This window comes from Cohnella sp. 56 (assembly GCF_037963805.1).
In the GTDB taxonomy this organism is placed as follows: Bacteria; Bacillota; Bacilli; order Paenibacillales; family Paenibacillaceae; genus Cohnella.
This window is the reverse complement of sequence record NZ_JAZDQE010000018.1, coordinates 104797-126699: the sequence shown is the minus strand read 5'-3', so window position 1 is coordinate 126699 and position 21903 is coordinate 104797. Positions and strand designations below refer to the sequence as shown.

General features: G+C 61.3%; 10 protein-coding genes. 4 read left to right on the top strand and 6 right to left on the bottom strand.

Translation table 11 applies throughout. The features are described from left to right. The 4 genes from VQ071_RS24805 to VQ071_RS24790 form a co-directional block, all read right to left on the bottom strand. Positions 1–5746 (bottom strand): CehA/McbA family metallohydrolase (locus tag VQ071_RS24805; RefSeq protein WP_340516942.1); only part of this gene is annotated, 5746 nt, incomplete at its 3' end. A gap of 1057 nt (positions 5747–6803) precedes the next feature. Beyond that, the gene (gene hisJ, locus VQ071_RS24800; RefSeq protein ID WP_340516941.1) at positions 6804–7652 is read right to left on the bottom strand and encodes a histidinol-phosphatase HisJ; all 849 of its coding nucleotides are present in this window, start codon (positions 7650–7652) and stop codon (positions 6804–6806) included. A 12-nt stretch (positions 7653–7664) separates the two neighbouring features. Beyond that, the gene (locus tag VQ071_RS24795; protein WP_340516940.1) at positions 7665–8828 is read right to left on the bottom strand and encodes an iron-containing alcohol dehydrogenase; all 1164 of its coding nucleotides are present in this window, start codon (positions 8826–8828) and stop codon (positions 7665–7667) included. After that, the gene (locus VQ071_RS24790; protein ID WP_340516939.1) at positions 8821–10191 is read right to left on the bottom strand and encodes a methyl-accepting chemotaxis protein; all 1371 of its coding nucleotides are present in this window, start codon (positions 10189–10191) and stop codon (positions 8821–8823) included. Before VQ071_RS24790 ends, VQ071_RS24795 begins: the two co-directional genes overlap by 8 nt. A 296-nt stretch (positions 10192–10487) precedes the next feature. Between VQ071_RS24790 and VQ071_RS24785 the strand changes: the two genes are divergently transcribed. From VQ071_RS24785 to VQ071_RS24775, 4 genes are read left to right on the top strand one after another with little or no spacing between them, the layout of a single operon-like run. Next, a complete protein-coding gene (locus VQ071_RS24785; protein ID WP_340516938.1) occupies positions 10488–11576 on the top strand; it encodes a D-alanine--D-alanine ligase family protein in 1089 nt (362 codons plus the stop codon). Continuing rightward, the gene (gene alr / locus VQ071_RS24780) at positions 11570–12754 is read left to right on the top strand and encodes an alanine racemase (protein WP_340516937.1); all 1185 of its coding nucleotides are present in this window, start codon (positions 11570–11572) and stop codon (positions 12752–12754) included. The genes VQ071_RS24785 and alr overlap by 7 nt, the downstream gene beginning before the upstream one ends. Then, positions 12708–13091 (top strand): D-alanyl-D-alanine carboxypeptidase family protein, encoded by a 384-nt coding sequence (locus tag VQ071_RS29355; protein ID WP_445293335.1) that lies wholly within the window; start codon positions 12708–12710, stop codon positions 13089–13091. The genes alr and VQ071_RS29355 overlap by 47 nt, the downstream gene beginning before the upstream one ends. A 41-nt stretch (positions 13092–13132) precedes the next feature. Continuing rightward, positions 13133–13312: a hypothetical protein gene (locus VQ071_RS24775; protein ID WP_340516936.1), complete on the top strand. Its 180-nt coding sequence runs from the start codon at positions 13133–13135 to the stop codon at positions 13310–13312. A gap of 208 nt (positions 13313–13520) precedes the next feature. Here the strand turns inward: VQ071_RS24775 and VQ071_RS24770 are convergent, their stop codons facing one another. Continuing rightward, entirely contained in the window at positions 13521–16148 is a 2628-nt protein-coding gene (locus VQ071_RS24770; RefSeq protein WP_340516935.1) for a beta-mannosidase, read from the bottom strand. A 93-nt stretch (positions 16149–16241) separates the two neighbouring features. Continuing rightward, positions 16242–21896 (bottom strand): stalk domain-containing protein, encoded by a 5655-nt coding sequence (locus tag VQ071_RS24765; protein WP_340516944.1) that lies wholly within the window; start codon positions 21894–21896, stop codon positions 16242–16244. Between the last annotated feature and the right edge of the window lie 7 nt (positions 21897–21903).

Genomic DNA, 21903 nt, shown 5'->3' with positions numbered 1-21903 from the left:
CCGTATCCGCCACGGAGGCATCCGACGTGCGGGTGACTGTCAGCACCAGCTTCACCGTCGCATCAGCCGCCGGAGGCACGATCTTGCCGTCCAATCCGATGACCGCTTCGTTGCTGCTGCTCTTGATCGCCACCGTGAAGCCGCTTGGCATGCTTGGCAGCGTCAGTTGCGTCGCATCCTTCTCCGGTGCCGCGATGTCCGCAATACCGCCTGCGATTTCCGCCGCGGTCGCTTCGATCTTTTTCAGTTCAGCCGTATTCCGAACTCGAATCCGCATACCGCCCGAGTAGCCGCCGGACATGCCGACCGCTTCGAGCTTTTCGCCGATCTGCAGTACCGGGATCGGTCCGCTCTGGTTGATGATGTAGCCGTCCGCGAATACAAGCACGGGGCCCGATCCGTCATCGATCACGTAGGACGTATCATCCGGAATTCCGGTCACCTTGCCGGAGACCTTCACCAGTCGGCCTTGGTTCTCGGGCAAGACGGATGCGGCGGTCGTCACCTCGATCGGATTCCTCGGCGCACCCGCGCTTACCTTGACGACACTCTTGTCGAATCCGTCGAATTCCAGCTCGAGATTGTTCTCGAACAAGCTGATATGCCCGTATACTCTGACGACATCTCCCAGCTTCAGTGCATTTTCCGGCACTTCGTTGAACGCCATGATGCCGCCGGTGCCGTCCTCCAGGTAGAAGGCGTCGAAGAATACGCCCGCCGCGCTGGTGACGGTGCCTTGAACGACGACATGCGTGCCTTCGGCCAGCTTGCGGGCGTCGCCAATCGAAGTCACGACGGTCTCCCGGTGTGCCAGCCAATTCATCGCGTTCATGGCAAGCTCATCGTTGCCCTTCTCGTTGTAGCTCTCATCCATCTGCTTGTCGTTGAAAATGTTCATGCCGGACACGATGACGCGTCCTGCGCCGACCTGCTCGCTCGCCACGGCCGGTATCGCCGCACCGCCGGTCAGGTTCGAGGGGGCCGGCGATGTCGAGACGAGGTAGGTCGCGGTATCCGGCTTCATCTGTGCCGAGATTTGGAACGTCGAATCGTTGCCCCACGCCAGAATCGTGGCACTGCCGCCGTCCGTCAGCGGCACCTTGTTGCCCGAGCCGTCATTTTTGGCCAAGCTCGCGCCGCTGTAATATTCGAGCGTCGACGCGAAGTCGGTCACATAAGTCGCTACCGGCTTCGGATGCAGACGTACCGAATAGTTCGACGAGAGCGGCGTGCCCCAGAAATTACCGTAAGCCGTCTCGTCCGCAATGCCGTCGTTGTTGATTAGAATCGACGAGCCGATCGCGCTCAGGATCGGATTCAGATTCTGATTGGAGCCGCCGAAATTGCTCTTCTCCGCGAGCCACAGCGAGCCGCCCGCGGCGACGAATGCCTTGATCGCGTCAATCTCCGCCGCGGCATACGCCGACGATGGATGCGAAATGTACAATATCGATACGCCGTTCAGCGCGGCGCTCGTAATCGCGTTCGCATTTTCCGCTACGGTGTAGCCTTCCAGCCTCATCTGCTTCGTGAAGGACTTCAGGTTGTCTTTATAGGTTCCCGAGTCCTTGGTCGTGTTCTCGTTGCTCTTGGAGGCATCGATCAGAATCGTCTTCCCGAGCGGCGCCTTGATAGACAACGCCTTCTCGTACGTATTCAGATCCTGGTCCGCCGTCTTCAGCGTGACGATCAACTTGTGATCGCCTACAGGAGGCGACGTCCAGACGACGCTGGCAGTCGTCGATTGGCTGCTGGCCAAGGCTGCGATCGATGCGGTTCCGATCAAGTGCTCCGCGTCCTGCTTGTCCACATAGAAGGATGCCGTGATACCCGACACGTCCTCAGTGCCTTGATTGCTGATGACCGCATTCAATGTGGCTGCGTTGCCGCCGACGATCGCGCCATCCGCCGCTTCAACATTGCTCACCTTGACCGCGACCGGCACTTCCTCGGACCAGAACGGCGCGGAGTAGATCCGGTCTCCGTCCGCTTGCGTCACACGGACGACGAACCATTGCTGCCCGCCGGCCACCGTCACGCTCGGCTTCCAGTTGAACGAAGTCGAGGCCGAGGACGGCGTGTACGTATCGACGATCGTGCCGCCGTTGGTCAGCAGATCGACCTTCGCAACATTGTCGTTGCTCGTAGTCGTCAGATACGCATAATGCGGATCGGACTTATCTTCCTTCACGTCGTCGCTGCCGTTAATGTCGAACGACAACGTCTTGCTGTCCACCGTCGAACCCATATACCAGCCGTTCGCCGTCGCGTCCAGCTTGGCGTTCGGATCCTCTGTCATGTAAACGCGCATTTTCTGCATGGCGTCCATTAGCGAGTCCATCGTCAGATCCTTAGCGACGATGACTGTGCGCCGCTTCGTCTTGCCCCACGTCGCATCATGGTTGTCCTCGCCGTAGGTCGGCGCGATATGCCAGCCCTTGTCGAGCGCGCTGAAGTAGATGTCCTCTTCGTTCGTATAGGAGTATTTGCCCGAACCGTTGCCGACCTCGAACATGGTGAACAGCTTGTCCACGCTCTTGTCATAAGGAAGGAAGCTGTTAAACGCCCCCGTCGGCGCATTCGCATGGTTGAACTGCGCGACGACGTCGTCGTACGTCAGCACCCACGCGTAATACTGATTCAGGTTCTGATACTTGGCGCCGTCCTGTACGCGGTCGATGAAATTTTCCGTACCGAACACGTTGGAGTGGCCCCAGGTCGTCGAGGTCATCTCGAACGCCGGGAAGACGACGAATTCGCCGTCCTTCGTATTGCTCTGCGCGATCGACTTCGTCAGCGCCCAGTCGGAGCCGCCCTTGCGCTCCGGCATGCCGCCGTGCGAAGCCGTATCGGCGTCCGTCCCCCGGATCGACGCGTCGATATCGTGCGAGTGATCGGAGAAGGCAAACCAATCGTAGCCGTAATACTTCGCATCCGCCACGGCTTGCTGCGGAGTGCCCGCCGCATCGTGGGAGATGTTCGTATGGTTGTGCGTCGTGCCGTAATAATGATTGCCGCCCGTGAACCGCTCTTGAATCGTAAAGGTCCAGGACTTGATCGTCTCATTGCCCAGGCTGTCTTTGAGCGTCAAGGTTGCCGTGTGGCTGCCGATCGCAAGGTCTTGTTCGGTCGTCAGCTTCAGCTCGACGCTGGACGGCTTGACGTCGGCCGATGACGTGAAGTCGGTGGCGTCGATTTTCAGACGGACGGAATTGACGGCGACCCCGTTCGGATCCGAATAGCTTGCCGAGATGACGGGATGCTGCGTCTCGATCTTTTCGCCTTCGGCAGGCTTCAGGCTGGTCACCGCCGGACCGTCGACGTCATCGACGATGTCGACGATGTAGGGCTCGGCCGCCGAAGCGGAAGTCACGCTGTCCGATCCGGCAATGGCCTTGATATAGTAGTAAAGCTTGCCGGTGACGGGTACGTCCGCCAACGCGATCTTGCCGTTGTAGTTCAAGTGATCCGCCGACGCGAAGTCAACGGACACGTATGCATCCCCGACGGCTCCCTTGTAGAACAGCGTGACCGAGTCGGCGAACTTCGCCATCGCTTCGAAGGAGAGATCCATCTTGGTGTAGAGCTTGGCCGGCGGCGTATAGGACAGCTGCAGTTCCCCCAAGATGTCCGCTTCGCTCCGGGGCAGCAGCTTGTAGCCGCTATCGTAAGGCGAGACCAGATCGGATTGAGACAAAATGCCCGTAAACGTAAAGGTCTCGTTCAGCGTGACGGCAGTCGCGGGAATTCCCGTGGACTTGAGCAGCTGAACGACGGCCGTATTGCCGGCCGCGTCTGTCACGGTCAGGCTAACGTCCGCATCCGACGTGGGAATGTTCGTCACTTTTCCCTTCAGCGACACCAGCTTGCCCTCGAGCGGCTCGGCCGTCGCGGCCGCGTTCATCTGCGCCGCAGTCACGGTCGCCGCCGCCGGAAGGGCGTCTGTCCCCAGATCGAGGAAATTGTCCGCCAGCAGTTGGACGGTGCCGCCGGCAAATACGAGCTTGCCGGTCGCCTTGATCTTCATGCCCGGAGCGATCGGCAGCGAAGGAGCGGCAGTGCCGATGACATTCACCCCGCCTGTGGCATCCTGAATGTAGAAGTGCGTAGGGTTGGCGCCCAGCGCGCCGTTGCCCGTCGTGACGACGCCCGTCACTTCGGCGGACTCGCCCGCATGAACGCTCAAGCCGCGGCTGTCGCTAACCTTGGCATCCGCTGCCGTCGTCAATGCCGCAGGCGAATAGCCGGCTGCGTTCACACGCGCATAAGCGCTCTCGACGTTTGCGTACGTATGCGTCACATACACGCTCTTGTCGCCGGACGAATTGGCGATGTTCAAGCTGAACGCGCCGTCCGCACCCGCCGTCGTCGAACCCGCCAACGACAAGCCGCCGGTGCCGAGCGTATACACGCGAACGGCCGATTTGGCGATCGCCGCGCCTGCTGCACCCGTTACGCCGGTCGTGCCGTCGAAGAGGATCTTGTCGGCGGCCGGCACGCTTTTGTATGTGCTGTTTTTAACGACGATCTCGATTGGATTGGCCGCCGCCTTCGGCACCCAGGTCGTGAAGTCCTTGGAGGAATCCTTCGTGTAGCAGATCCCTGCCGTACCGAATGCCGCGCGCGGATCCATGCAATCCGCCGTCTTGCGGATGATGACGCCCGTCGCGATGTCCGTCGCGACGAACGGCGCCCCCCAGTACATCGTCTTGCCTGCGAATACGGAATCCGCGTTGCCGTAGGCAAGCAGGTCGACGAGGTTGGTGTCCGTCGGGCTGGATACGGCGACGCCGCTCTTCTGGATCAAGCCGATGACGCCGCCTGTTCCTGCCGAGCTTGCGCCAGAGGTATTGAGCGTCGTCGTATTCGTCGAATCGGCCTCGACCGGCAGCGCCGGAGACGTCGTGCTGGTCGAAGTCGAGCCCAGCACCAGGAAGTAGCTATGTGCCTTGATCACGCCGCTGATCGGCAGCTGGTTGCTGCTCGCGGAGAAGCTGGAAGTGCCGGACGAGGAATACGCCACGACCCAACCCGACAGATCGATATCATTGTCCGTGCGGTTATACAATTCGAAGAACCGGTTTTTGAAAATGCCCGCACCGCCGCCGTTCACCATGACCTGGCTGAACACGACGTCGCCGGCGTTAACCATCGTCGAAGTCGAGCTGGTACGGTTGACGGTAATTGCAGAGCTGACAAGCTTGCCCGTCGACTTCGCCGAGATCAGCAGCTTCTCGGCCGTAAGCGCAGGGGTGAAGCCTAGACTGAAGGAACCGTCGGAAGCCGCCGTCGTCTGGCCCGCCAGCGTCGTGCCGTCAGCCAAGTAAGCAAAGACCGATGAGCTGGCCGCGGCCGCGCCCGCAAGCCCGGTCACCGTCTTATAGTCTGTATAAGTAATTTTGCTCGCCACAGGCGCCGCGGTGACCGGAGCCGCTACACTGACTCTGGCGCTCTCCGCCTTGCCTGCTTCGATAGCGGAGACGAGTAAGGATGCCTTGCCGGACGGATTGTCCACCGTCAAGGTGAACGCGCCATTGTCGTCGGCTACGGTCGATCCGATCGGCGCCGCCGCGTCGGAATAGGCGTAGACCGAAGCATGGACGGATACCGCGCCCTTATCGCCGGTAATCGTCTTGAGATCCTCGGAGAGCGAGAGCTTGCCCGCGACTGGCGCAGTCGTCGTCTCGGTTGGCGTGCCGCCCCCGCCTTCGGAGATCGGGGTGCCGGTGATGACGATGTCAGCCATCCTGCTCGTCCCGCCGGTTCCCGTCGAACCATTATTGACAGATGTCCCCGACGTATTGACCCATCTGATAATGAGCAGACCTTTATTATCTGCGTCGGAGCTCAAGTCGTGGGTATATAAGGCGCTGCTGGCAGATATGGAATACGAAGGAAAATTCGTAAAAGTCGTGCCATTGTCCGTGCTAAATTGAAGGGAAAAATCCTTGGGACCGGAATTGGACCCATACTGCTTTGCAGCAACCGAAATGCTTTTGTAACCGGTCGTATTGACGGTTGCCTGCCAATAGGTACCAGTCGACCAATTGGTTGCATAAACGGACTTGTCGCCTGACGAGAATGTCGCGCTCCTGGCCCCGCTTAAAGTCAATTCTGCTCCGGTAGGCTGGGCGCCTGAAGTTGCGTTAAAATTCGTTCCGGTGGCCGAAAAGGTCCAAGCTGCAATCGTCGCTGGCCCCGCCGCCGCCGCCCGCTGAATGCCGACCGTTTGAGCCAGCAGCGAGAACAGCAGGATGAATGCCATCGCTGCAGCGGGCAACTTCTTAAAATTTCTAATTCTGCCGGTCATTAGAGACCTCCTGAAATGGTTCGATTAAGTATGACAAGTTCAAGGGGGCGAGGTTTGCATTGAATCCCTAGAATATGGTAAATTGAAAAAGACTTTCAGGGAATAGGAAAGAACCCTGTTCCACTGGGGGTCGACGAACCGTTTATCCGAGCGCCTCGCCAAAAGCCATCGGATAGCGGTTTTATTTTTGGGGGGATAAGTGGGCGGCCACGGCAACTCCCCTTTCTCGCTGCTGTCCATCATCGGTTGATTCTTTAAGTAAACCTAATTTCCAAGAATGAACAAATGTAAATTCACAAATATTACATATGTGATTCTATCTTCAATATAGTTTATAGGTACAGCCTTGTAAATAAGAGAAAAGCATGAACGGCTGAAATTATCACAAAACGTCACTGTATTTTACACTGAGTTTACGCTCCCCTGTTGTATACCGGAAAAACACAAAAAAGAAGGAGATGCGCCCATAGGGAATTCGCATCTCCTCTTCGTATTATTTCGATTCGTCGCCGGCTCCGCTCGTCATCGCCCGCTCGAACCATTCCCAATCCGCCCCGACCTCGGCCGGCTTGTGCGCGTCCGAGCCGTAGACCAGCTCGAGCCCTTCAGCCAGGCAGCGCGCCATGAGCCATTCCGGCACATAGGCTTCCCCGCAGGTCGGCTTGCGGAAGCCCGCCACGTTCACGTCGAGTCCGATCCCGGCGGCCTTCAGCCTGGGCAAGAGCGCCTCGAGCCGGGCGCGAATACGCGCGTCGTTCATCGGAGGCAGCGCCTGCTGGAACTTGCGGATCAAGTTGATGTGGCCGATCCGTCTGCGGATCGACCGGGGCAGCGTCGCCGCCCAATCGATCGCGCCCTCCACGGCGTCGAAGTACGCGTCCACGACGCTGTCGATCGAGCCGTAATGCGACAGGAACGCATCCGCGAAGTCGTCAGGCGTGAAGTCGATGCAGCGCATGCCGCCCTTGCCGGGCAAGTAGTGCACGGACACGACGATGTCCTCCAGCTTCTCCAGCCACGGGGCGAGCAGCCGGTCCGAGTAATCCGTCATGCCGGGCAGATAGTCCATCTCCAGGCCGACGGCCACCTCGATCCGGCCCTCGTACTGCGCCTTGACCACCGCGGCGTACGCCATATAATCCGGCAGCTCGCGCTCCGGCATGGCCAGCTCGGCCATGAGTTTCGGATCGTCGATGTACCTGTCCGGCAGCGGCGGATGTTCGCTCAGCGTGTACCGCTCGAAACCGAGCGCGATCGCCCGGTCCACATATTCGCCCGACTCGGCCGGGTTGCCATGATAGCAGAACTTCGTGTGTGTGTGGCCGTCCCACTTCAACGCCATGTCGATCCCCTCCTACAGACTCATCTCGAGAATTTGCTTGACGTCCGCCTTCCCGAGCTTCTTGAAGGAACCGATCGGCCCGAACTGCACGGCCTCGTCGGCCATCCGGTCCAACTGGTCCCCGCCGATGCCGAGTTCCCCCAACGTAGCCGGCGCGCCGATGCGTGTGAAGTAAGCGCGTGTCGCCTCGATGCCGGCGAGCGCCAGCTCGTCCTCGGACTTGCCCGCAGCATCGATGCCCCAGACGCGGGTCGCATACTGCGCGAATCGCGCGGGCTTAGCGCCGTAGACATATTTCATCCAGTTCGGGAAAATAATCGACAGGCCGGCGCCGTGCGCAATGTCATAAATCGCGCTGACCTCATGCTCGATGCCGTGCGTGGCCCAGTCGGTCACGACGCCGTTCGGGAGCGTGCCGTTGAGCGCAAAGGTGCCGGCGAGCAGCAGATTCGCGCGAGCGTCGTAGTTCTCGGGATCGGCCAGCGCCTTCTCCCCGTTCTCGATGACCGTGAGCAGCACGGACTCGGCGAAGCGGGACTGCAGCGGCACGTCGTCCGTCAGCGTGAAGTACTGCTCGAACACATGCGACATGATGTCGACGATGCCGTTCACCGTCTGATCGCGCGGCACCGTGTAGGTCAACTGCGGATCGAGAATCGAGAAGCGCGGGTACACCAGCTTGCTGCCGAGCCCCCGCTTCTGCTTGGTCTCCCAGTTGGAGATGACGGCGTTGCCGTTCATCTCGGAGCCTGTCGCCGCCAGCGTCAGCACCGTGCCGAGCGGCAGCGCATCCTCGATCTTCGCCTTGCCGATCGTGAAGTCCCACGGATCGCCGGCGTACTTGGCGCCGGCCGCGATCGCCTTGGCCGCGTCGATGACGCTGCCGCCGCCGACGGCGAGGATGAACTCGATCCCTTCGGTGCGGACGATGTCGACGCCTTTATGTACGGTCGACAGGCGCGGGTTGGGCTCGACGCCCGGCAGCTCGTGCACCGTCGCGCCGATCGAGCCGAGCTCGGTCAGCACGCGGTCGTACAAGCCGGATTTCTTAATGCTGCCGCCGCCGTAGACCAGCAGGATCTTCGTCCCGTAAGGCTTGACAAGTGCGGCGAGCTGGGAGACCGTATCCTTGCCGAACACAAGCTTGGTGGGGTTGTACAATTCGAAGTTATTCATGAAGCGCTCTACCTCCGCTATCGTTCATATTCAGGGCGCGGCTCATGCAGGGCGAACCTGAACCCGAGCCGCGGCCAACCTCTCCATTATACAGCGCCTCAGCTCTCCGAATCCAACGCGTTAGTACTTGAACCGGCCGAGCGAAGCCGCCAGCGTGCCGGACAGCGTCTCCAGCCGCTCGGACAGCTCCACGAGCCGCCGGCTGACGGCCAGCTGCCCTTCGCTGAGCGAAGCGACCTCCTCCGAAGTCGCCGACGACTGCTGCGACACCGCGCTCACGCTGTCCATCGCCGATTGCAGCACCGCCTGCGCCTGCTCCAGCGCGCCGAACGCCTCCGTCATATCTCCCGCCTTGCCGGCGACCTTCTCCATTTCCAGTTGAACATGCGTAAAGATGCCCTCGGCTTCGGCGACCGAAGCCAGCTGCGACTGGAAGATCGGATACAGCGCCCCGAACGACGCCACCGTCTCTTCGATCTCGCGCAGGATCGACGACGTGATCCCGCCCGCCTGGTCGATCGATTCCCGCGAACGCTCCGCGAGCCGCCGGATTCTCGTCGGCCACGACCATGAAGCCGCGGCCCGAAGCCCCTGCCCGCGTAGCCTCGATCGCCGCGTTCAGCGACAAGATGTTCGTCTGCTTGGCGATCTCCTCCAGCATGCCGAGCAGCCCCGTCATCGAAGCCGCACTCTCGCTCAGCCGGTCGACCTTGCCGACCAAGCCTTCGAGCCGCTCCCTGCTCTCGTCCGTATGGCGGCTCAGCACGCGCATCTGGTCGACGCCCCGCGCGCTGCGCTCCCGCAGCTGCTCGGAGGCCGCCGCGATCTCCCGGCTCCGGCCGGCGGCTTCGTCCATCCGCCGCCGCACCGTCTGCGTGAGGTCGCTGCCGCGCTCCGCCTCTCCCGCCAGCGTCTCCGAGCCCCTCGCAATATCGGAGGTGGCCGGAGCGATCTCGCTCGCGGAGGAGGAGGTCTGCTTCGACACCTGGAGCACCTCCTTGCCGGTCTCGATCAGCGTATCCGACGAATCCGCCGTGCGGCGCAGCAATAGTCCCACCGCCTGCATCATCTGATTGAAGCTGCCGCCCAGCTCGCCCAGCTCGTCGGTGCGGCGGAACGCCGTGCGCACGGTCAGATCGCCCTGCTCCGCCCGCTGCATGAGCGTGCGCAGCGCCGCGATCGGGCTGCCGATATAGCAGATCACGAAGTAGCCGATCGCGCCCGTCAGGGCGGCGGCGCCCAGCGCCAGCCACAGCACTTGCAGCACCGCGCATAGGAACACGATGACGAAAAGGGTAAAGCCTACGCTTTTCCATATACTTTTCTTGCCGACGCGTCTCTCGATACCGGTTCGCTGCCGCATACATCATCTCTCCTGCGTTGTTTTTTTGAAAATAGGCGCCTTAATTCATAGTCGTGTAAGATTATAGGCCCATTTATTGATAGAATATCCCACACATACTAGTCCGCCCCTACCGGACGTCAATTATTTTTATACATACGTTTAAAAGAAAGGTTTCTCTGCCATTCGAATGGCACACTTTTGGCCGATCGTTTTCAAGCATTCTTAAGCAATCCTTAAACTTTCGTTTCAACCTTTTTAAACGTTGGGGGGTATCTTGTAGACAAGACGCCAAATCCAGAACCGGAGGCCATCCGATGAAAACCAAACTGTACGTCGTGTACGGCGGCAAGTCCGTCGAACATGAGATCTCGCTCAAAACGGCGCTCACCGTTCTAAGCGCCGTCGATGAATCCAAATTTGAGCTGTTCCCGATCTATATCGACCTGGACGGCCGCTGGTGCGCGCAGGACGCACTCGACCGTTCCCTAACCGATGCGGAGCAGTTGATCGCGAGGCCGGCATATGACGACGCGGCCGCCTCGATCGGCGACGTCCTGCTCCGCAAGCTGGCACTGCCCGGAAAAAAGGTCGTCCTGCCCTTGCTGCACGGTTCCTACGGCGAAGACGGAACGCTGCAAGGGCTGCTGGAAATGCTGAATGTGCCGTACGTCGGCAACGGCGTGCTGTCCGCGGCGCTCACGCTGGACAAAGCGATGTCGAAGCAGGTGCTCGCGCAGGCCGGCATCCGTCAGACCCGGCATCAGGTCGTTCTGCGCGGGCAATGGCTGGCGGACGAGCCGGGCTGCCTCGCGTCGCTGGAGGACGAGATCGGGTACCCCTGTTACGTGAAGCCGTCCTCGCTCGGCTCAAGCATCGGCATCAGCCGCTGCGAAGATCGAATCGAGCTGCTGGCCGGCATTACGGACGCGCTGCATTACGACACCAAGCTGGTCGTCGAGCGGGAGCTTCCGGGCAGGGAGATTCAGGTGGCGGTCATGGGAAACGAGTCGCCGATCGCCTCCCTGCCGGGCGAGTTCATCCACGACAGCCTCTTTTTCGACTTCGCGTCCAAATATACGGATCCGCGGCTGCGCATGTCCATTCCGGCCGAGCTGAGCGAAGCGCAGACCCGACAAGTTCGGGCGCTCGCGCTGCAGGCTTACCGCGTGCACGGCTGCGAGGGACTCGCCCGCGTGGACTTTTTTCTCGACCGGGACGGACTGCTGTATCTGAACGAGATCAACGCGCTGCCCGGCTTCACGTCCGCCAGCATGTATCCGGTCATGTGGGAACGGACGGACGGAACGACTTACGCGGAGTTGATCGAAAAGCTGATCGATTACGCCTTCGCCCGGCACGCGGCCAAACAGTCGATTCGCTATGAGAGGGATGCCACATGCTGAGGGAAACGTGGGCAGAGATCGATCCCGGCTGCATCGCTGACAATCTGCGCGCGATCCGCGGCATGCTGCCCGCAGGGGTCAAGCTGATGGCCGTCGTCAAGGCGAACGGCTACGGCCACGGCGATCTCGAAGCTGCCGAAGCGGCGCGGCAAGCGGGAGCTGATTATTTAGGGGTGGCATTTCTCGAGGAGGCGCTGCGTCTGCGGGCGGGTGGCGTAGAGCTCCCGATTCTGATCCTGACGCCGATCCGGCCGGACCAGGTTGAACTGGCGCTGGCGCGGGATCTGACATTGACGGTCACCGGCGCCGACTGGTTCCGGGAGCTGCGAAAGAGGCATGCTTCGTTTGCCGGCCGCAAGCTCCGCGTTCACGTCAAGGCGGATACCGGGCTCGGTCGGATCGGCTTCCGGACGATGGCGGAATGGGACGCGCTCGTCCCTTGGCTCGCGTCGCCGGATATTGACGTCGACGGCTTTTATACACATTTTGCGACGGCGGGACAGGTGGATACGGCTTACCTGGAGCGGCAAGCCCGCCGGTTTGCGAAGCTGATGGAGCGAAGCAAAGCGAGCGGCATCGCCATCAGGCACTATCACTGCGCGGGCAGCGCCGCCGCCCTGCGGTTTCCCGGCCTGGCGCTCGACATGGTGCGAATCGGCGCCGCGATGTACGGCTTCCACCCGGCGCGTCCGGCGCCGCCCGTCGAGCTCAAGCCTGCGCTCAGCCTGCACAGCACGCTTATGCAGGTCAAGCGCGTGCGCCGGGGCGAATATATCGGCTATGACAACGCCTATCGGCCCGACGCGGACGAATGGATCGGCACGGTCCCGCTCGGCTACGCGGACGGTTGGTCGCAGCGGATGCAGGGCGCCGCCGCATTGGTACGCGGACAGCGGGCGCAGGTCGTCGGCAAGATCTCCATGGATCAACTGATGCTCCGGCTGCCGGGACCGTTCACGCCTGGAGACCGGGTGACGCTGATCGGTCGCCAGGGCGGCGAGCGCATCTCCTTCGCCGAGCTGGCCGCCCATATCGACGGCCCGGCACAAGCGATCACGACAGCGCTGACCGAGCGCGTCGCCAAAATGTACGCAAACGCGAAGGAGGTTCGTTGTCCATGGAACAACGCTTATTTTCAGCAACTGCGGCGGGTATCGGACGGCAGCCGAGCAGACTGAGATTTACGAATCGTCTCTCAGAGACAACAGTCCGCAATATACCGCCGCCTACGTCGCCTGGCCCGGCTGCAGCGAGCATCAGACCGGACTCGCCGTGGACGTCGGTCTGAGCCGGTGGAGCGGCGACAAGCCGGACTTCATCGCGCCGGATTTTCCGGACGGCGGCGTCTGTCTGGCCTTCAAGCGGCTCGCCTCCAGGTACGGCTTTGTCCAGCGGTACCGCGCGGGCATGGAAGACATCACGGGTATCGCTTGCGAGCCGTGGCATTCCGCTACGTCGGGGATCCGCACGCCAAGCTCATGGAGCGGGAGGATCTGTGCCTCGAGCAATACATAGAACGGCTGCGCCGCTGCTCGTTCGGCGGAGAACGACTTATCATGGAAGACCAACACCGACGTTTCGAAATCTGTTACGTCCACTGCGACAACCGCAACCTTACGGAAATTCCGATTCCGGATTGCGATGATTACCGCTTGTCCGGTGACAATGCGGGCGGCTTGATCGTAACGGCTATCAGCGGTAAAAAACAGCGCTCCGGTGTCGGCTATATCGGCTAAAACGGGATTGCCGCAGCCTGTCCTGGCTGAAGTTCGTCGCCGCCGTTCTCGTCGTCGCCTACTATACGAGGGCGCTCGCCTATGTCATGAGGCATTGGCCATCGTCCGGCCGAACGCCAAAAGCGCCGGGTCGGCATCGCCCCGGCGCCAGCTTGGCAATCGCGATTCCCCTTCTATATCGGCACTGTGGACGAGGGCCGGCGCCGGATCAATTCCAGCCGCTCAGCTCGATTCCTCGCTCGTTCCCCGGCTCGATCTCCGGCCCGTCCCCGGCTTCGGTCCCCTGCGCCGCCTCCAGGCTGCGGTATTCGATCGTTCTGCGCTCCCCCGGCAGCAGATCGAAGTAGTTGTCCGCAAACACGAACGCGCCATGCAGCAGAACGGCTTTGGCGTACCGGTCCGACGTGACAGTCACGCTGCCGGCCTTCGGCCCGCCTGACCGGGAAGCGATTCGCAGGCCGGAAGGCGCGAGCTTCATCTCCGCCGGCAGTCCGGCGAAGTAGTCGCAGCGATCCTCGCCGAATCCGCCGGCCACCTCCATGACCAGCACGCGGCCATGGTCGAGCAACGCGTCCAGCTCCGCTGCCGGAATCGCCTCCGCGACGGTCGAAGCCTCGGCTCCGACCGCGAAGTCGAACGCCTTGGACCAGACCTCTGCGTCTTCGGCCGAGCCGGCAAGGTTTAACACGCGCACCCTCCCCGTTCCCCGGATCTGCTCGGGCTTGTCGCTGCAAACCCAGCAATCGTACGTACCGGCCTCCGCGTTTTTTTCAATCGATGCGATCACCGGCCGCGCCGCCTTCTGGAATCCGTAATACCCGCCCTTCGGGTAACCGTAGTAATCGACCAGACTCCAGCCGCTCGCCGGCCAACAATCGTTAAACATCCAGAACAGGAGACCGCCCGTATAATGCCGGTTGCGCCTGTACGCCTCCACGGTCAAACGGGTAAGCTCGCGCTGGACGAACGACATGTGCCGGATATGCTCGACTGTCGACGAGACGGGCGGGGCAAGCTTGTCGGCCAGCGTCCGAAGCGCCCGGAAGAGCGAGAAGTCTTTCAAGCCCGGGTGGTTCTTCGTGTGGTATTCGATCATGTCATAAGTCGGATCGGCCAGATCCTCGTCGTTCATCATCCGCCGCAGCGTATGTATCTCCGGCGTGCCGAACAGCGGAAATTCCGGACAGAACCGACTCAGCAAGCCTGCAAAGTAGGACCGGTAATCGCGTAAATCCGTGTTGCGGAAAACGTCGAACATCTCGAACAACGCCGCCGTATAGTGCGCGGTGCCGATCGTAAACGAATTGTTGGTGCTGCCGCCGTAAGGACTCGTGGGCTGAAAAGGCCGGGACGGATCCAGCGCCGCGCACAGCCGGCCCGTGATTCGTTCGGCGATGGCCCGTCCCGGGTAATCCGGATCCTCCTCGCCGGCGAACATGCCGTTCTCGTTGTCTCCGTTCCACCAGACGAGACTCGGGTGGTTCCGCAGCGCCCGGATCGCGCCTTCGATCTCGGCGGTCAGCGATGCCGTCCAATCCCGATCCGACTCGGGATAAGTTCCGCATGCCATCATAAAGTCCTGAAAGACGACGATCCCGAGCCGGTCGCACCCGTCCCAGAACGGCTCGGGCTCGTAGATGCCGCCGCCCCAACAGCGAAGCATCGTCATGCCGGCATCGCGGGCGAGCCGGAGCAGATGCGCGTAGTGCGAGTCCGGAACGCTCGACGGGAAGGGATCGCAGGGCACCCAGTTGGCCCCCTTGCAAAAAACGGGAACGCCGTTGACCAGCAGCCGGAAGCCGCTGCCCGGCCGCTGGCCGTTCGCCTCCCAAACCGTGTCGTCCGGATTGTCGCCCGCTTCCTTCCCCGTCGTTCCTTGCGCGCGAATCTTCGCGGTTATCCGTTCTTCCGCGCTTCCCTCCCGGTCCGCGAGCTGCTCGATGCGCACCGTGCGAATCCCGAACGTGCGCGAGCGCTCGTCGAGCAGCCCCGACTTGTCGTACAACTTCGCGACGAACGTGTACAGCGGCTGACCGCCGTAACCTGCGGGCCACCATAGCTCCGGCTCCGCCAGGTCCGCCGTCAGCTCCAGCTTGCCGCCGTTCAGCCGCCGCTCGGCCTGCCAGACGACCCGGCCGGCCGGATCCGCGATCGCAAGCGACAGCCTCAGCGGCTCTACCGTACGGCTGGTCGTCTCGACCGCGACGGCAAGGGACGCGCCTCGCGCGTCCAAAGCTTTCGTGTAAACAAAGAGGTCGTCGATCGCCGCGGCCTCCTCGAATACGAGCCGGACCGGCCGCCATATGCCATAGCTGACGAGACGGCCCACCCAGTCCCAGCCGAACGTGCACTGCATGCGCCGCACGAACAGGCGCTCGCTCGTGAAGGCTGCGCCGAGGCCGGCGTACGATTTGCCTGCCAGCCCCTCCGCGACCGTGCGGAACCGGACGACCAGCTCGTTCGTTCCCGCACGGAGCAGCCCCGATACGTCGAAGCGATAGCGAACGAACATATTGTCGGTCCGGGCGACCCGGACGCCGTTCACCTCGATTTCCGCGTACGTATCCAGCCCTTCGAATTCCAGCAGCGGCCGCCCCGGCTCCAATCGCTCGAGCTCGAACGTCCGGCGGTACGTCCACCGCCAATGCTCCACCCACTGGCAATCGTCCGCCTGCTTGCGATAGCCCGGATCTGCGATCAGACCCGCCCCGAGCAGATCCTGGTGCACATGTCCGGGAACCTGCGCGCCGATGGCGATTTTTGCTTCCTTTCCCGACGCGTCTATGCCCTCGCCTTCCAATTGCCAAGCTCCTGTCAGCATGATCGATCTTCTCATTCGCAATCTTCCTCCCTAAAGAGAGGATGCTCTCCGATGCGGATCGACGCGCATGGCCAGGGTCCGACGGGAGCACCCTCCGCCCTCACGCGATCAAGGCAACTGGAACACGACGGTCGGATCCGTCCCGATGTCCTTCTCGATGTTCGCGAGCGCCGTCCCGTACGTCATGCCGAACGTATACGAGCCAGGCAGCAGCTCCACGCGGATCTCGCCGCCCGCCGTGCTGCCGATCGTCCGCCAGCTGCCGCCCGCATACACCTTGGCCGTGCCACCGTTCACCGGGTTGCCGCCGGCATCCTTCAGTTGGATGAGGACGCTCGCCGTCTGGAATACCACGGCCGGATCGTCGCCGACGTTCTGGCTCTTTTCCTTGTACACGCCGTCATAGGTAATGCCGAACGTATACGTGCCCGGCAGCAGCTCCTTCGTCGCTTCGCCGCCTGCAGTCGTGCCGATCGTCTGCCAGCTGCCTCCGGCATAGACCTTCGCGACGGCGCCGTTCAGCGGATTGTCCTGGCTGTCTTTCAGTTGCACCTTCGCCTTTACCGTTTGGAAGACGACGGACGCGGGACCTGTCGCCGTATTTTGCGTTAACTGCTTGGTCGTGCCTAGATAGGTCACGGAGAAAATATAGCTCCGCTCCGGCAGCGCCTTCGTCGCCTGCCCCGAGGCGTCCGTCGTCCCCAAGTCCTTCCAGCTGCCGTCGTAATATTTGACGATGCCGCCGACGAGCGGCTGACCCGTGCTGTCCTTCAGGGAGACCGTGGTCACCGTGGCGGCCAGGCTGAAGCTGACGCTCTGCTGCGTCTCGGCATTGCCTGCCAGGTCGGTCGACTTGTAAAGAATCGTATACGAGCCCTGTTTGCCGAACGCCAGCGGCGCCGTGTACGGGGTCCAGGTCGTCCCGTTATCGACGCTGTACACGGTCTGCGCGACGCTGGATACGCTGTCCGTCGCCGTCAATGTCAGCGTAACCGGGCCGTTATATGCGCCGCCGGGACCGTCCGGCGCCGATGGATTCAGCGCTGCCGTCGTGACCGGCGGGGTACTGTCTGCTATGACCGGACGAACCTCGATATCGTCGACGTAGAAGGTTTGCACCGGACCGCTTTGTTCCGTATACAGGTACACCCGGACATCGGTGACCGTCCCCGGCTCATCAATTTTCCAAAAGCCCGATGCCTGCGTCCAGCCCCCCCTGAGCAGCGGCGCGCTGGTGAATATATAAATCTGCTTCCCGACGCCGTCCACCTTGTACTGCAGGCAGATCCGGAACAGTGCAGGCTGCATGGATGCTGCATCCAGTTTGGCCCAGGCCGAATAATAATACGTCTTCCCCTGCTCAATCGATGTTGGCATGAAGAACGACGCATATTTGTTGTCGTTCAGCTTCGTCACCTGCAAAGACTGCGTCCCCAGGCGATGCTCCGATGTCGTCAAGGCCACGCTGGCGCTGGAGCCGTAATAACCCGAAGGAATCGCGGCTCCCTCCATGTCGGGGTTGAGAATGAGATTGCTTCCCAGCACCGCGCCGGCGGGCTGCCCGGAACCGAGCGCCACCGTCACCGCCGTCGTCGCCGTGAATCCGCCGTCGATGGCCTTGGCCGTAATATTCGCGATTCCCGTCTTCTTCGCGAACACCGTGCCGCTGATGTCCACGACGGCCACGTCCGGATTGTCGGAGTTCCAGATCAGCGCTTGGTTATTGACGCTGCTCGAGGGCTGGAACGTCGGGACGAGCGTCTTCGTCTCGCCCATGTTCATCGTCGTCGTCGGACTGATGCTCAGTCCCGTCGCATAGGTCCATGCCGGACTGGAAGAGTAGGTCACGAGCCTCGCTTCGACATCGTCGAGATAGTAGTCGTGGTTGGTGCCGTCGATCTCCGTATAAAAGTAAAGCAGCACATTGGAAATGGGACTGGTCTCCGCGATCGTGTAGTTGCCCTGCAGCTGCGTCCATTGATCGGCGGAGAGTCCGGCGCTGGTGTAAATAATCATCTGCTTGATATTGCCGTCAACCGTATACTGCAAACAAAGCCGCAGCGGTTCGGTGAGCGTCGGCGCCTTCGCGAGCTTCGCCCAGACCGAATAATGGTATTCCTGGCCTTGCGTGACCGTGATCGGGAAGGACGCGCTGCCGTAACGGCCGTCCTTGACGACCTTGAGCGACTGATGGCCGCTGTGGGATTGCGTGACGTCCAGTCCCAGCGCGCCGTTCTGCACGCGCGCCTGAATCGCACTTCCTTCCATGCCGGGATCCGCGACAAGGTTGGCGCCCAGCACCGGCACCGAGGTTGCCGTATCCAGCTGCACGGAATCGATGCTGAAGCTGCCGGACGCCAGCGTAGGCACGACCCGAATCTGCTTGATCGTTCCCGTCCAGGCGGTTGCCGTCGTCGTATCGAACACGTACTCGCGAATGGTCGAATCGCCAGGCATGATATAGGTCGAGAACGACTTGGCCGCATTCCATACGGGATCAGCATCCGTCGTATAATAGAGCTTGGCTTGCGAACCGGTCGTCTGGTTGCCGAGCTGCACGCGAACCCGCTTGATCGTGGATGCGTCCAGCCCCAACTGATCCGGCGATTCGACCGATGGTTCTACACCGCCGGATACGCCCAGGGAGGTGCCGCCGAATCGGCCGTCCTGCGCTTGCCCGCCGGCGATGCGTCCGTTCGCCGTCCAGCCGTCGCCGAATTCAAAGTCCCAGACGACGCCCGACGGATAGATCTGGATTTTCTGCGCGGCCGCATCCCACTTCAAGGTCGCCCCGAAGGCTTGCTTGAGGTAAGAGAGCGGCGCGAGCACCGTTCCGTTGGCCAGCTTTACCGGCGCATGTTCGAGCGTGATGGACTGATTGTCCTTGAGCGCCGTCGTACTGCCGACCGTTAATTCGTAGACGCTGCCGCCCTTGACGGCGATGAACTTCTGATTGGCCGCGTCCCACTCGGATCTGACGCCGAGCTGCAGCCAGATGTCCTTGATCGGCACCATGACGACGCCGTCCTGCACGAGCGCCGGCTGGCTGAAGTTTTTCCGCTTGCCGTCGATGTACAGCTTGATGGCCGTCGAGTCGTCGGCGACCGCACGGATGTAATCGATGCTGATCGTGCCGATCGCCGAGATCGGATCGATCCGGATCTGCCGGATATTGCCGGTCCAGCTCTTGTTCCGCCACATCTCCACGTAATAATCCGTGTACCCGTCGTCTTGCGGGATTACGTAGAAGCCCATCGCCTTCGTCTCGTTCCAGTCGCCGTCCAGCTCCGTCGTGAAAAACACTCTGCCGTCGATATCGTACGCGCTGTTTTTCATCCGGATCTTGAGATAAGGCGCGTCCTCCGCCTTAATCCCCAGATGGTCCGCCGAGATAATGCCCGGGTCGGTGTTGTTGGTGGTGCCGGTGAAGGTGCCTCCCGCTACGCTCACCGCGTCGATCTGCTTCAGCACGCTCCAGCCCTCGCTGTCGCCGGGCGTATTGAACTCCCACGAAGCGACCGAATTGCTCGATATCGCCGGAGGCGTCAAGGTGCGGTTCTGCACGACGCGCCCTTCCGGATACAGCACGTTGATCCGCGCTTTCTGCGTTGCGGTCGGCACGGCATCCGTATGGCTACTGACGCCCGAGAACACATCGCGGATCGCATCCACGTAGCCGAAGCCCGCGAGCCCTGCCGGCATGATGAAATGGCCTTCCCCGTATTCGTTCCAGTTGTCCAGCATGACGAGCTTCTTGCCCAGATTGCCTGCCGACAGCGACGGAATATAGGTGTCCTTCGTCCACTGCGCCAGCGACTTGAATTCGGCCGGGGTCGCATAATAGCCCGCGCTCAGCCCCCAGGCGGTGTCGTCCCTGCCCATGCTGAGGCCCGGAATGACGTCCATCACGTCGGCGTTGTTTTCCAGCGTCAGCTTAAGCTTCTGAAATTCGGGATGCCCGCCGAAGGAGCCCCACGAATAGGCGTAGACGCCGTCGAAGCCCGCGGCCTTGCGGTTCTGCAGATCCTGGGCGCTCGTGCCGTTATACACGTTCAGAATGGTTAGCTCGCCGACGCCGGCATCGCGCGCCGCGTCTCGCAGATCGTCCATCAATTCCTTTGCTAGCTCTTTGGTGCCGCCTGCCAGCTTGATGAATTGATCGTAGTTGTAGATGGTGAACACCGGCTTGCCGTCAACCTTAAGGTACCGGGGGTCCTTGAAATAATATTCAATCCAGTAGGGGACCAGATTGTCGCGGAAATCGGCGATGTCCTTCGCCGCCGAGTTCAGGTTCTCCCACATGATGGCAAAATGGGCCAGATTGCTGTACTTGGCATTAAAGTAGCCGTCGTCGAGCGCATCGGACAGGTAGGAATCCTTGATCGGCGCGCCTTCTCCCCCGATCGGCCTGAACCAGCAGGACATCTGGAAGTCGATGCCGTGCTCGAGCATCCACTTGATCTCCCAGTCCGCCGTCTCCGGATTGCCTTCGTCGTAGAAGCCCAGGTAAGGCGTCCGGTCCGGGAACGGATTGATCACGTCCCAGCCCAGATGATGCCCCTCCCGCCACATCGGGCAGCTCTGTACGCCGACGAGCTGATCGCCGGTACTGACGGCGGCAGGCGCGGGCACATAGTCCGTCGGCTCCGTCGTATTTGCATACACAAGGATATCGTCGAGCCACATCAGGCCCTTGTTCGCGGCGGAGGTCGAGAACCGGATGCCGTCGACGGAAGCGATGCCGGAAGCGATATCGACGTCCGCTTTCTGCAGCTTGCCGTTGACGTAGAGGTCGGCCTTGTGCGCGCCCGGCTTCAGGACCACTTTAAGGCGGTACCACAAGTTCGCCTTGTAATTTTCGTAAATCGTCACAGGCTGTCCGGTCGTGTCCTCGTAAACCAGGTTCCCGCTTGCGGTGAACAGCTTGAGCGCCGTCGTACTGCCGCTTCTCAATTCGGCTGCGAGGCCGTCGGTCTTCACCGGGATGAAAATTTTGTATTCCGCGGTCAGATCGCCCGAGATGGCTGCGAAGCTCCTCGCCAGCGACATGCTGCCGGTCGAGGCGGACGCGTCGATCTTCAGGCTGTTGACGTCCGGCTTCGGGGCGCTGAGCATCTCGGCGACCTGGATCGAGCCTCCGTTAAGGACAGCCGTCCAATCCTGGGGCAAATTGCCCGAAGCCGGCATGACTGACAGCAGCCTTTCGTTGACCGCATAGCCTTTATAGATATGAAGCGGCGTAAAGTAGAAGTCGCCCGTAGAAGCCACGCCCGTCGTCAGCTGGAAGCGATTCAGCGCAGTCACCGCGCTCACGAAATTTTGGGCGCTCGCCCGCAGGATACCGTTGACGTAGACATCCGACTTTTGCGTGGACAGATTCGCAATCACCTTGACGCCATATTCGACATTGGCCGAATACGCCTGCAAGGTCACCGTACCGCCGCCAGACGTCTCCAGCACGAGATTGCTCCCGGTGGCGCTGGTCGCGATGCTGACGCCGGGCGTATTGTCGCCGAGCAGTTGCCAATGCACGCCGCCCATGACGCTGAAGGGCTTGAAGCGAAACTCCATCGTCAGCGTTCCTTCGCTCTGGGCGACGAACTTGCGGCTCATCGATACGGGAAGCTTCGTACTGGCATCGCTGATTTTTAACGTGTTGTTATAGATGCTCGTCAGCGCGCCGCCCGCGGCGCGAACGTCCCAGCCGGACGGCTGGCTCTCGCCGGGAACCAGGTTGGAGAGAAACGAAAAATCTTCGTCCACCAAATAA